Origin of the sequence: Bradyrhizobium sp. CCBAU 45321 (assembly GCF_028128975.1) — a bacterium.
Classification (GTDB): Bacteria; Pseudomonadota; Alphaproteobacteria; order Rhizobiales; family Xanthobacteraceae; genus Bradyrhizobium; species Bradyrhizobium yuanmingense.
In genome coordinates this window covers 55371-67356 of the sequence record NZ_LFKZ01000002.1, presented here as the reverse complement: position 1 = coordinate 67356, position 11986 = coordinate 55371, and the positions used below count along the sequence as shown (strand labels likewise).

The window sequence follows — 11986 nt, the reverse complement described above, 5'->3', positions numbered from 1 at the left end:
GTGTAATTGGCCGTGTCCACCACATTGCCTTGGTATTTCAGCGTTGGGCCGGTGCCGGTCGAGATGTTGTTCAGATAATAGTTGCCGCCGGACCGGAACACGCTGGTCGACCCGAACGCCTCGATCGTTGTCGAAACGAGGCTGGAGCTGGCTACCGTGCCATCCCCAAACCGAAAATATTCGGTGCCGGTGACGGTATCGGTACCGTCAGGCGATCCGCTGCGCAGGTCGACGAGGGTGAAGGTCTGTGTCGCCGCGTTGTAGGAGATGGTGTAGTTGGCCCGGCTGCCCGAATACACTGCGGTGTCCGTGCCTGAGCCGCCGTTGATGGTATCGCTGCCCGCACCGCCGGTGATCGTGTCGTTGCCGCCGGCGCCGTTCAGCGTGTTGGCGATGGCGTTGCCGATGATCGTGTCGTTGCCGGACCCGCCGGTGGCGTTGTCGATGTAGGAGCGCGCGTCGCCGTTGTAGAGATAGGCGTTGTAGACGTTGCCCGATGCATAGTGGCCGTTGCCGAGATAGGCCAACTGCACGGAGGAGAACACCGACGAGGCACCGGGATTGAGGTTGATGCTCAGGTTCGTCGTGTAGTTCGAGAGGTCGTAGGTATCGGTGCCGCCGCCGTCCCAGACGGTCTCGTAGATGCGGTTGGCCGAGCCGCCGACGCCTCCGCCCGGTGCGAGCTGGCCGACGCCATTGATGAACTGCTGCCCCGTGGTCGGATTCCAAGTGTAGACGGTGCTGCCGCTCTGCGTCGTGTAGTCCGCGCCGTACATCGTCTGGAGCGCGAGGATATCGTTGGCCATGTAGGTCTGCGAATATCCGTAGGCTTCGTTGGTGTAGCCGCCCGTGGTCGAAGCGCCGACATAGCTGCGATAGCTCATGACGGTGTATTCGCTGCTGTCATGCGCGCTCGGCACCGCAACGTTGCCGGGGCCGCCGGCCTCCTGGCTGTGCTTGAGGCCGATCGCGTGTCCGAGCTCGTGCAGCGCAGTGGTGAAGTAGTAATTGCCGAGCTTGGCCAGCGAGAAATTGTATTGAGTCCCGAACCAGATGTCGCCGCCGGGTGCATAATTGCCGGGATAGTAGGCGTAGGCGGTCGGATTGGCGGCCGACGACTGCGCGATCATGAGGTCGGCGCCGTTGGTGCCCGCATATTGGATGTTGGCGTTGGTGTAGCTCAGGATCAATCCGACGGCGTAGTTGATCGCCGCCTGGATCTGCGTGGGCACCGAGGCAAAGCCCGAGGTGGTTGGCTCGCCGCTGCCGCCGGAATAAGGATTCGAATAGTCGCTCGGCGCGTCAGGAAAGCTGTAGGTGATCGTGCCCGACCATTTGACGCCGGACAGCAGGCCGTCAATCTCGGCGTTGTTGGTGGCACTGACATAAACGGCGGTGGCCAATGGACTCTCCAAGCAACGCGTCGTGTGATTCGCCGCGGGGGCACATGATTCTAGCTAGAGAGTTAAACGTTTGGTTTAAATGGGGCAGCGGCGTTTGCGCTGCTCCCATAAGGCCGTGTTAGCCATTAAATCCCGTAGTCATACGGAACGGCAGCATAGAGTTTCGTTCCCGGAACTCCCGTGATTTGCAGGGTTTCATGAAACGACGCACACTCCCGGCCGGCCTGTTTGGCGCCTTGATTGCGCTTGCTGGACTGTCCCATCAACCTCTCGGAGGACTGCCCGTGATGGTGGAGAAGGCCAAGGCAGACGACAGCAGCAAGGCAGGGCGCGCGCCCTCCATGCCGATGGCGCGAGATCCTGCCGCTGCGGTGGCAGAGGAATATGAAGCTGCCCGCCGGAAGGGAACGCGGGAGGCCCTTGAACTCTTCATTGCGCGCCATGGCGATGATCCCCTTGCCGCGCAGGCGCGGGCCGAATTGAAGCGCCTGTCGCGCTGATTCCTCAGGCAAGGCATTTCAGCAGGCGGCATCGGCGCCGGCCCGGCTTGTCGCGTGATCTCTGGGCACTATGGTAGGCGCCCAATCTGTCCCGGAGCCTTTCACGATGCCCTTCCCGCATGCCTCGGAAGCCCTGTCGCGCTTCACCGTGCTCGATCTGACCCGTGTCCGCTCCGGGCCGACCTGCGTGCGCCAGCTCGCCGACTGGGGCGCCAACGTCGTCAAGATCGACGCGCTGACCGAGGATGCCGGCGGCGAGCAGCCGGGCGGGCCGCGGCGCGGTTCCGACTTTCAGAATTTGCACCGCAACAAGCGGGCAATGACGCTGAACCTGAAGGACGAGCGCGGGCTCGCGGTGTTCAAGCGCCTCGCCGTCAAGGCCGACGTCGTGGTCGAGAATTTCCGGCCCGACGTGAAGAAGAAGCTCGGCATCGACTACGACAGCCTCGCCGCGATCAACCCGCGCATCGTCTATGGCAGCATCTCCGGCTTCGGCCAGGACGGCCCCTACCACAAGCGGCCGGGCTTCGATCAGATCGCGCAAGGCATGGGCGGGCTGATGTCGATCACCGGCGCACCGGGCGAAGGCCCGATGCGGGTCGGCATCCCCGTCGCCGATCTCAGTGCCGGTCTGTTTTGCGCGATGGGCATCCTCACCGCCCTGCTCGAGCGCGAGGTCTCGGGCAAGGGCCAGTGGGTGCAGACCTCGCTGCTGCAGGCCCAGATCTTCATGCTCGACTTCCAGGCCGCGCGCTGGCTGATGGAGAAGGAGGTCGCCAAACAGGCCGGCAACAACCATCCGACCAGCATTCCGACCGGCGTGTTCAAGACCTCGGACGGCTACATCAACATTGCCACCACGGGCGGGCGGATCTGGGAGCGCTGTGCGCAGGCGATCGGCGCGCCGGAGCTCTACACTCATCCCGACTATGCGACGGCTCCCGCCCGCTCGAAGAATCGCGATGCGCTCAACGCCGAGATCGAGAAGCGCACCGTGACGAAGTCGACCGAGACCTGGGTCCGCGAGCTCAACGAGGCCGGCGTGCCCTGCGGGCCGATCTACGCCATCGACCAGATGTTCGAGGACGCGCAGGTCAAGCATCTCGACATTGCGCAGGACGTGCCGAACGATGAAGGCCGGCATATCCGCCTGGTCGGCCAGCCCGTGACGCTGTCGCGCACGCCGAGCAGGATGGTGGCGCGGCCGCCGGAATTCGGAGAGCAGACCGACGAAGTGCTGAAGGAGTTCGGCTTCGAGACCGACGAGATCGGAAGGCTCAAAGACGCGAAGGTGGTGTGAATCTCAAGGCCCCACTGCAACGACAAAGCCCGGCGCGAGCCGGGCTTTGCTTGTTGTTGGACGCCTTGTTGATCTCAGTACTTCGTCGCTCAGTACTTGGCGACCACCGGGCCACCGAACTGATAGTTGATGCCGGCGCGCAGGATGTGGTCTGTGAAGCGAGAGGAAGCACTGGCCGCAATCGTGGGCAACGGCGCGAGCGAGAACGGACCTGACGAGAACCGGCCGAGATCCACATAGAGATATTCGAGCTTGGCGCTCCAGTTCTGAGTGATCTTGCCTTCCACACCGGCACCCAAGGTCCAGCCGACGCGCGTGTCCGATGAAGAGCTGGTCGAGGCGACCGCGACACCAGCCGGCGTGAAACCGGCGATAGTGCCCGTGGTCTTGATCTCGCCGAAGGCCACACCGCCGGTGCCATAGAACAGCACTTTCGGCGTCGCCAGAATGCCGACGCGGCCGCGGACCGTGCCGAACCATTGTAGATCCTGGTCGAGCGTCAGAGTGGTGCCGGCAGCAGCGCCGGGGGGCAGAAAGGTCAGGCCCGGAAGACAGGCGCCGCCTGCAAGGCTGGTGGGGGCGCAGTTGAAGCCGGCGCGCCCCCTCTCGTCCGACCAATTCAGGTCGCCCTCGATGCCGAACACCCAATTCGCGCTCTGCCAGTTGTAGCCGGCCTGGCCACCGGCGACGGCACCGTTCATGTCGAACGAGGCGTTGGTGACGGATCCGGCCGGCGGCACGATCACCGCACCGGTCGCCGTGTTGGTGTAGGTGACGTCAGTGCGCGAACGGCCCCAGCTGTAGCCGCCGTTGGCGCCGACATAGAAGCCCGTCCAGCTCCAGACCGGATCGACCATAGGCGCCTTGACGTACGGCTTTGCCGCGAGATCGGCGGCCAGCGCGCCCGTGGCAAACAGCGACATCGCAGCCGCCATTCCAATCACTATCCGCTTCATGGAGAATTCCCCCTTGCACGATCTTGTGATCGAAATATACGCGCATCCTCACCCAAGGGCTGTGCCGCCGCGGCAACATTCGGAAACAATCGCAGATCGCGGTGGCATCCGGATCAAAGAGCTAACCTTGACATAAGCCATTGATTTAAAAAATATTTCTCTACCACCCTAGGGCGATGTCGCCTTGGTCCCATGCGTCAACCCGACACGGCCGAGCAGGCCGTCGATCACCGGCCAGAACAGCAGCACAATCGCCAGGGTCGTGATCGAGCCGACTAGGCCGTTCGACCAGAACACCTTCAAGGTGCCGCCGGAGCCGATCATCGACAGGCGGAAGGCATCCTCGGCACGGTTGCCGAGCACGAGCGCCAGGGTGAACGGGGCCAGCGGAATGCCGATCTTCTTGAAGACGTAGCCGACCACGCCGAAGCCCAGCATCAGCCAGATGTCGAACATCGCGTTCTGGATGGCATAGGCGCCGATCGCGCAGGACACCACGATCATCGGCGCCACCGCCGCGAACGGCACGCGCAGGATCGAGGCGAAGATCGGCACCGTCGTCAGCACCAGCACGAGGCCGACGACGTTGCCGAGATACATCGAGGCGATCAGGCCCCAGACGAAATCCTTGTGCTCGACGAACAGCAGCGGCCCCGGATTGAGGCCCCACACCATCAGCCCGCCGAGCAGGATCGCGGCCGTGCCCGAGCCGGGAATGCCGAGCGCCAGCATCGGCAGCAGCGCCGAGGTGCCGGAGGCATGCGCCGCCGTCTCCGGCGCGAACACGCCCTCGATGCGGCCCTTGCCGAAGCTCGCGGGCTCCTTGGCGAAGCGTTTTGCCAGATTGTAGCCCATGAAGGAGGCCGCGATCGCACCGCCCGGGGTGATGCCGAGCCAGCAACCGATGAAGGAGGAGCGTAGCAGCGTCACCCAGTATTTCGGCAGATCCTTCCAGACGCCGAGCACGACGCGCAGCGAGATGCTGGCCGCATGCCCGCGCAGCGCAAGGCGCTCCTCCATCGTCAGCAGGATCTCGCTGATGCCGAACAGGCCGATGACGGCGACCAGGAAGTTGATGCCGCGCAGGAGCTCCGGCGAGCCGAAGGTCATGCGCAGACTGCCGGACACCGTATCCATGCCGATGCCGGCGAGCAAAAGGCCCAGCGACATCGAGATGACGGTCTTGTGCTTGGCTTCGCGCCCGAGGCCGACGAAGGAGCAGAAGGTGAGGAGATACACCGCGAAGAACTCGGGCGGGCCGAATTTCAGCGCAAAGGACGAGATCATCGGCGCGAGGAAGGTGATCAGGAGCACCGCGACCAGCGAGCCGACGAAGGAAGAGGTGAACGCCGCAGTCAGCGCCTCCGCCGCCCTGCCCTGCTGCGCCATCGGATAGCCGTCGAAAGTGGTCGCGACCGACCAGGCTTCGCCCGGGATGTTGAACAGGATCGAGGTGATGGCACCGCCGAACAAGGCGCCCCAATAGATGCAGGACAGCATCACGATGGCCGAGGTCGGGTCCATCGTGAAGGTCAGCGGCAACAGGATCGCGACGCCGTTGGGGCCGCCGAGCCCGGGCAGCACGCCGACGAAGATGCCGAGCACCAGCCCGACCATCATGAGCACGAGCGTCTTCCACGTCAGCAGGACGGCAAAGCCGTGGAGCAGGAGACCGAGAGCTTCCATCGCGCGGGGGCTCCGACTAGCGCCCGAGGGCCGCTTCGAGCGGCCCCTTCGGCATGATGACGTCGAAGGCGACGTCGAAGGTAACGAACATGATGGCCGTGAACGCGAACGCGGTGAGCAGCGACTTCCACAACGCGATCCGGCCGACGAGGCGCATGAAGCCCGCGATCAGGAGAAAGCTCGCGACATAGAGGCCGAGGAACTGCGTCGCCAGGCAGAACAGCGACGTCGGCACGAACACCGCCAGCACGCGGCGGCCTTGCGCGCGCGTGACGAAGGTTCCGGACGAGGCGCGCCGCGCAAGCAGCGCGGCGATCAGACCGTAGAGGCTGCCGCCGGCGAGAATGACGGAGAGATAGAACGGGAAATAGCCGGGCTCCGGCCCGGTCGCGTCCCAGGACGCGCCGGTGCGCCAATTGTCGTAGCCGAGCGTGACCGCGAGCGCGAGCAGCAGCAGGCAGACGACGATTTCGATCGTGCCGGAAGAGACGACGGAAGGGGAATCGTCTTCGGGCGCGGTGGGATCCTCGACGACGATTTCGATATCGGTTTGGGACATGGACTGTTAGGGACGGAGTGCGTTCAATTCTCCCTCTCCCCGTAAGAACGGGGAGAGGGAGAAAAAAGGGACAGCTACTTCGCGACGAAGCCGGCTTCCGTCATCAGCGACTTGTTCAGCGCATCGTCCTCCTCGAGGAACTGCACCATGTCCTTGCCGGTGAGGAAGATCGGCTTCAAGGCCTGCTTCTCCATGTAGTCCTTGTATTCCGCGGTCTGCGTCACCTTGTGGAACAGATCGACGTAGAACGCCTGCTGCTCCGGCGTGACCTTGCCGGGCAGGAACATCGCGCGCAGCATCAGATATTGCACGTCGACGCCCTCCTCCTTGCAGGTCGGGATGTCGGCCCAGGACTGGGTGTCGGTCACCTTGGTCCTATAGGCAATGCGCTCCCTGTCGAACACGCAGAGCGGACGCACCTGGCCGGCGCGCCAGACCTCGAGATTTTCGGATGGGTTGTTGACGTTGGCTTCGGTGTGGTTGCCGACCAGCTGGGTCGCGGCCTCGCCGCCCGACTTGTAGGGCAGATAGGAGAATTTCGCGCCGGTCTTCTGCTCCAGGAACACGGTGAGCACGTGGTCCTCGCGCTTGGAGCCGGTGCCGCCCATCTTGAACGGCGCGCTCGCAGCCTTGGCGGCCGCGACGAATTCCTTCAGCGTCTTGGGGCCCGCGCTGTTGTCCCACAGCACGAACTGGTCGAGCGCGACCACCGCGACCGGCGTCAGCTCGCGCCAGTTGAACGGGATCTTCGCCGACAGCGGCAGCATGTAGATCAGCGAATAGGCGATCAGCACCTTGTTGGGATCGCCCTCGCTGGACTTCATGTACATCAGCGCTTCCGCGCCCGAGGCACCGCCCTTGAGCGAGACCACCACCGGCTGCTTCATCAGATTGTTCTTCTGGATCGCGGCCTGCATCATCCGGGCCATCTGGTCGGAGGCGCCGCCCGCGCCCGCCGCCACCACGATCTCCACCGGTTTCGTCGGCTCCCAGGCCGCAACGGCCGGCGTACTCAACAACAGCGCCGTCGCAGCGCCGAGGGCTTTCACTGGAATTCGCACGAGTTTCGTCCCCTGATGTTTTTTGAGTTGTAGGTGCGGAAAATTCTATCGCTGCATAGTGCGGATTAATCCTGTAGAGTTCAAGCAGACGGGCAATTGCGCGCATATGACTTTCGACTGACGGAGCCGAAAGCCCGTGAGACTTACTTGCCCTTCCAGACCGGCGTCCGCTTGTTGAGGAAGGCATCCATGCCCTCGCGGAAATCCTCGCTCATATAGGCTTTCAGGATCAGGTCCTCGCCTTCCTCGCGCGAGAGCGTGCGGCGGATGCGGCGCACCGCTTCCTTGGTCGCTTCCAGCGTCAGCGGCGCGTGGCTGGCGACGAGCTTTGCAGTCTCGTCGGCACGGCGCTGCAGCGTCTCAACGTCAGGCACGATTTCGTTGAGCAGGCCGAGCGCCAGCGCCTCCTGCGCCTCGACCAGGCGCGCCTTGAAGATCATATCCTTGGTGCGGGCGGGACCGACCAGCGCGACGATGCGGCTGATGTTGGACATCGACAGGCAGTTGCCGAGCGTGCGCGCAATCGGAAAGCCCATCCGCGTCGTCTCGGTGCCGATGCGAAGATCGCAGCAGGCCGCTATCCCTGCGCCGCCGCCGGTGCAGGCGCCGGCGATCGCCGCGATCACCGGCACGCGGCACTGCTCGAGCGTGCCGAGCACGCGATCGATGCGCGCCTCGTAGTCGAGCGCATCCTGCGCGGTCTTGAAGGCGCGGAATTGCGAGATGTCCGTGCCGGAGGCGAACGCCTTGTCGCCCGCGCCGGTCAGGATCAGCGCCTTGATCGAGCGGTCGGCGTTGATCTCCTCGCAGATCTCCGCCATGCGGTCATACATGGCGAAGGTCATGGCGTTGCGCGCCTGCGGGCGGTTGAAGGTGATCCGCGCGATGCCGTCCGTGACGGAGTAGAGCAGGTCTTCGTTGGCAGTCGTCGGTGCGTTCATCGCGCGCTCACTTCCTTCACTACAGTTCAGTCAGGCCGCCATCAGGCAACCTGAGCCTCAGGCAACTTGAGCCTTGGTCATCGGCACAACGTCGCGTCCCTTGAGGACGTCCATGGCCGCCAATACGCCGCCGCTCCGGTGCGGGATCTTTGCGAGATCGAGGCCCATCTCGACGCCGGCGAGCGTGCCCATCAGCATCAGATCGTTGAAATGGCCGATATGGCCGATGCGGAACACCTTGCCCTTGATCTTGTTCAGTCCGGTGCCGAGCGACATGTCGAAGTTCTCCAGCACCACCTTGCGGAAGGCGTCGGCATCAAAGCCCTCGGGCACGCGCACGCCGGTCAGCGCCGGCGAATGCGCGGCGGGATCAGCACATTGCGTCTCGAGGCCCCAGACCTTGACCGCAGCACGCGTCGCGGCGCTGTGGCGCTTGTGGCGGGTCCAGACGTTCTCCAGCCCCTCCTCCTCCAGCATCTTCACCGCCTCGCGCAGGCCGTAGAGCAGGTTCGTTGCGGGCGTGTAGGGGAAGGTGCCGAGCTTGTTGAAGCTGATGACCTCCTGCCAGTCCCAGTAGGAGCGCATGCCGGGGTTGGCCTTCGCCACGGCGAGCGCCTTCTCCGAGACGGCGTTGAAGCCGAGGCCCGGCGGCAGCATCAGGCCCTTCTGCGAGCCCGCGACCGAAACGTCGATGCCCCAGGCGTCGTGCTCATATTCCATCGAGCCGAGGCCGGAGATGGTGTCGACCATCAGCAGCGCCGGATGCTTGGTGCGGTCGAGGATCTTGCGCACCTCCAGCGGCGGCGTCACGCAGCCGGTCGAGGTCTCGTTGTGCACGACGCAGACCGCCTTGATGGCGTGCTGCTTGTCGGCGGCAAGGCGCTTCTCGATCTCCGCAAGGTCGGCGCCATGGCGCCAGTCGCTCGGGATGAAGTCGACATCGAGCTTGAACTTGTCGGCGATGCCGCGCCACAGCACGGCGAACTGGCCGGTCTCGCACATCAAGACCTTGTCGCCGGGCGCGAAAACGTTGACCATCGCCGCTTCCCAGGCGCCGGTACCGGACGAGGGGAAGATGATCACGGGCTGCTTGGTGCGGAATACGCGCTGCATTGCGGCAAGCACGGCAAAACCGAGCTCGGCGAACTCCGGACCGCGATGGTCCAGCGTCGGCATATCCATCCCCCGCAGCACCCGATCGGGCACATTGGTCGGTCCTGGAATCTGTAAGAAATGCCTTCCAGTATGCACGGTCATCGGCGTCCTTCCCGGTCTTGCCTTGGTTTGGTGGCGCCGAATAGCACCATTTGACCGGCTTGTCCTCTCCTCCAAAGGGCCGTTCGTGCATAGCGGGCCGGCCTGCCCTCGGCCGCTCCGTCGCGACCACCTTTGCGTGCTGACCTTTACGTGCCGACGATCTTCAGATGCGGCGCGGCATTGCCCGGCGGGCGCTGCTCCAGCAGCTTCATCGCGACATCCACACCGCCGGAGCGGTGCGGCACGCCGGCCACCGACAGGCCCATCTCGACGCCGGTAAGCGCGCCGAGCAGCGTCAGTGCATTGCATTCGCCGAGATGGCCGATACGGAAGACCTTGCCGGCGACCTTCGACAGGCCCGAGCCGAGCGACATGTTGTAATTGTCGAGCACGACTTTCCGGAACTGATCGGCATCATGCCCCGGCGGCATCAGCACGGCCGTCAGGACCGGCGAGAACTCCGAAGGCTCCTGGCAGAGCACTTCGAGACCCCAATGGTTGACCGCGGCCCGCGTTGCCGCGGCGAGCCGCTGATGCCGCGCGAAAACATTGTCGAGCCCCTCCTCGAGCAGCATCGCGATCGCCTCGCGCAGGCCGTAGAGCAGATTGGTCGCGGGCGTATAGGGGAAGAAGCCCTTGGCGTTGGGCTTGAGCATCTCCTCCCAGTCGAAATAGGAACGCGGCATCTTGTTGGTTCTGGACGCAGCCAAGGCCTTGTCCGAGATCGCGTTGAAGCCGAGGCCGGGCGGCAGCATGAAACCCTTCTGCGAGCAGCTGACGCTGACGTCGACCTTCCACGCGTCGTGACGATAGTCGACCGAGCCGAGCGAGGAGATGGTGTCGACCATCAAGAGTGCCGGATGCGAGGCGCGGTCGATCGCGGCGCGGATCTCGGCGATGCGGCTGGTCGCGCCGGTCGAGGTCTCGTTGTGCACGACCATCACCGCCTTGATGGTGCGCGCGGCGTCTTCGGAGAGCTTGGCCTCGATCACCGTGGGATCGGCGCCGCGGCGCCAGTCGCCCGGGACGAAATCGACCTCGATGCCGAAGCGGGCGGCCATCTGCCGCCACATCGTGGCGAAGTGGCCGGTCTCGACCATCAGCACCTTGTCGCCCGGCGACAGCGTGTTGACGATCGCGGCTTCCCAGGCGCCGGTCCCGGATGAAGGGAAGATCACGACCGGCCCCTTGGTCTGGAAGATCTTCTGGCTGCCTTCGAGTACCGTCCGGCCGAGTTCGCCGAATTCGGCGCTGCGGTGGTCGATGACGGGCATGTCCATCGCGCGCAGGACGCGCTCGGGGATCGGGCTCGGGCCCGGAATCTGCAGGAAATGGCGTCCCTGAGGCATGCAAAGCTCCCTTCCGGCGAGTTACGGCCGGCTCTTCCAGCTATTTTGCATTCATTTTTTGTCCCTTCAATCAAAATCTGGTATTCGATTTCGAACATCGACGCGACCAATCGGGCAAATTACCGTACTGCAAATGAAATCCACGATTCCCGACAATGGAGTTCCGATCACCCCGCTCGCCGGCAATGGCGATCGCCAGGAAAACCGTCACGAGGCCTCGCTGCATGGCGAGATCCTGCTGCGGCTGCGCGATTACGTGGTCGAAGGCAATATTCCCGAAGGTGCGCGCGTTCCCGAGCGGCAGCTTTGCGAGATGCTCGGCATCTCCCGCACGCCATTGCGCGAGGCGCTCAAGGTGCTCGCCGCCGAGGGCCTGATCGAGCTATTGCCCAACCGCGGCGCACGGGTGCGCCAGCTCAGCCAGCGCGATATCGAGGAACTGTTCGACGTCATGGCAGGCCTGGAAAGCCTGGCAGGGCGCCTCGCCTGCGAAGCCATAACGGATGCGGAAATCACGGCGATCGAGCAGCTGCACTACGAGATGTACGGCCATTACCTGCATCGCGACATGCACGGCTATTTCCAGGCCAACCAGCGCATCCACGAGAGCATCGTCGCGGCCGCGCGCAACGAGACGCTGAAGATCGCCTACGCCAATTTCGCCGGCCGGATCCGACGCGTCCGCTACTCCGCCAATTTCGCCCGCAAGCGGCAGCGCTGGGCGGAAGCCATGCGTGAGCACGAGGCCATTCTCGATGCATTGCGCCGCCGCGCCGGGAGCGAGCTTAGCGACATCCTGTTCCAGCATCTGCGCAACAAACGGACGGCAGCGATCGAGCACCTGACCGAGCCCCAAGAGGGCGCGCCGGCATCGCCTTGAGGGGCGCCCGGCTTGCCCATTTTGCATTCGCAATATAGTCGGTCAGGAACCACAATGAATATCCCAGCAAGGCTGAGCCTGGCCGGGTCAGTCC

At 64.2% G+C, this 11986-nt stretch carries 11 protein-coding genes; 3 read left to right on the top strand and 8 right to left on the bottom strand.

Annotation, left to right across the window (positions count from 1 at the left end; all coding sequences use genetic code 11):
• The coding region (locus ACM43_RS00340; RefSeq protein WP_271537286.1) for a M10 family metallopeptidase at nt 1-1403 on the bottom strand (1403 nt) is incomplete at its 3' end.
• 197 nt (nt 1404-1600) lie between these two features.
• On the opposite strand from ACM43_RS00340, the gene ACM43_RS00335 reads away from it, so the two are divergent.
• Together ACM43_RS00335 and ACM43_RS00330 are read left to right on the top strand one after the other, a co-directional pair.
• Nucleotides 1601-1903, top strand: coding sequence for a hypothetical protein (locus ACM43_RS00335; protein ID WP_057028692.1), 303 nt, complete (start codon nt 1601-1603; stop codon nt 1901-1903).
• 106 nt (nt 1904-2009) lie between these two features.
• Entirely contained in the window at nt 2010-3203 is a 1194-nt protein-coding gene (locus ACM43_RS00330; protein WP_271537282.1) for a CaiB/BaiF CoA transferase family protein, read from the top strand.
• An 89-nt stretch (nt 3204-3292) separates the two neighbouring features.
• On the opposite strand, the gene ACM43_RS00325 is transcribed toward ACM43_RS00330, so the two are convergent.
• The 7 genes from ACM43_RS00325 to ACM43_RS00295 all read right to left on the bottom strand — a co-directional run bounded on the left by ACM43_RS00325 (nt 3293) and on the right by ACM43_RS00295 (nt 11012).
• Complete coding sequence (locus ACM43_RS00325; protein WP_271537280.1) at nt 3293-4159, bottom strand: outer membrane protein; 867 nt, start codon at nt 4157-4159, stop codon at nt 3293-3295.
• A gap of 168 nt (nt 4160-4327) precedes the next feature.
• The gene (locus tag ACM43_RS00320; RefSeq protein WP_271537278.1) at nt 4328-5845 is read right to left on the bottom strand and encodes a tripartite tricarboxylate transporter permease; all 1518 of its coding nucleotides are present in this window, start codon (nt 5843-5845) and stop codon (nt 4328-4330) included.
• A gap of 16 nt (nt 5846-5861) precedes the next feature.
• Nucleotides 5862-6404, bottom strand: a complete 543-nt coding sequence (locus ACM43_RS00315) for a tripartite tricarboxylate transporter TctB family protein (RefSeq protein ID WP_036007459.1) — start codon at nt 6402-6404, stop codon at nt 5862-5864.
• Nucleotides 6405-6478: 74 nt separating this feature from the next.
• Nucleotides 6479-7453 carry a Bug family tripartite tricarboxylate transporter substrate binding protein gene (locus ACM43_RS00310; protein ID WP_271537272.1) on the bottom strand — a complete coding sequence of 325 codons (975 nt, stop codon included), beginning with the start codon at nt 7451-7453 and terminating at the stop codon, nt 6479-6481.
• 155 nt (nt 7454-7608) lie between these two features.
• The gene (locus ACM43_RS00305; RefSeq protein WP_271537270.1) at nt 7609-8406 is read right to left on the bottom strand and encodes an enoyl-CoA hydratase/isomerase family protein; all 798 of its coding nucleotides are present in this window, start codon (nt 8404-8406) and stop codon (nt 7609-7611) included.
• A 57-nt stretch (nt 8407-8463) separates the two neighbouring features.
• Nucleotides 8464-9663 carry a pyridoxal-phosphate-dependent aminotransferase family protein gene (locus ACM43_RS00300; RefSeq protein ID WP_271537268.1) on the bottom strand — a complete coding sequence of 400 codons (1200 nt, stop codon included), beginning with the start codon at nt 9661-9663 and terminating at the stop codon, nt 8464-8466.
• Between the two features lie 146 nt (nt 9664-9809).
• Nucleotides 9810-11012: a pyridoxal-phosphate-dependent aminotransferase family protein gene (locus ACM43_RS00295; RefSeq protein ID WP_271537267.1), complete on the bottom strand. Its 1203-nt coding sequence runs from the start codon at nt 11010-11012 to the stop codon at nt 9810-9812.
• A gap of 133 nt (nt 11013-11145) precedes the next feature.
• Here ACM43_RS00295 and ACM43_RS00290 point away from each other — a divergent pair, with 133 nt between their 5' ends.
• Entirely contained in the window at nt 11146-11892 is a 747-nt protein-coding gene (locus tag ACM43_RS00290) for a GntR family transcriptional regulator (RefSeq protein ID WP_271537265.1), read from the top strand.
• Nucleotides 11893-11986: the final 94 nt, after the last annotated feature.

What these genes read in the sequence shown, in the direction of transcription:
- ACM43_RS00290 (WP_271537265.1), top strand. Translation starts at nt 11,146, where the DNA reads ATGAAATCCACGATTCCCGACAATGGAGTTCCGATCACCCCGCTCGCC.
- ACM43_RS00320 (WP_271537278.1), bottom strand. Translation starts at nt 5,845, where the DNA reads ATGGAAGCTCTCGGTCTCCTGCTCCACGGCTTTGCCGTCCTGCTGACG.
- ACM43_RS00330 (WP_271537282.1), top strand. Translation starts at nt 2,010, where the DNA reads ATGCCCTTCCCGCATGCCTCGGAAGCCCTGTCGCGCTTCACCGTGCTC.
- ACM43_RS00300 (WP_271537268.1), bottom strand. Translation starts at nt 9,663, where the DNA reads ATGACCGTGCATACTGGAAGGCATTTCTTACAGATTCCAGGACCGACC.
- ACM43_RS00315 (WP_036007459.1), bottom strand. Translation starts at nt 6,404, where the DNA reads ATGTCCCAAACCGATATCGAAATCGTCGTCGAGGATCCCACCGCGCCC.
- ACM43_RS00295 (WP_271537267.1), bottom strand. Translation starts at nt 11,012, where the DNA reads ATGCCTCAGGGACGCCATTTCCTGCAGATTCCGGGCCCGAGCCCGATC.
- ACM43_RS00335 (WP_057028692.1), top strand. Translation starts at nt 1,601, where the DNA reads ATGAAACGACGCACACTCCCGGCCGGCCTGTTTGGCGCCTTGATTGCG.
- ACM43_RS00325 (WP_271537280.1), bottom strand. Translation starts at nt 4,159, where the DNA reads ATGAAGCGGATAGTGATTGGAATGGCGGCTGCGATGTCGCTGTTTGCC.
- ACM43_RS00305 (WP_271537270.1), bottom strand. Translation starts at nt 8,406, where the DNA reads ATGAACGCACCGACGACTGCCAACGAAGACCTGCTCTACTCCGTCACG.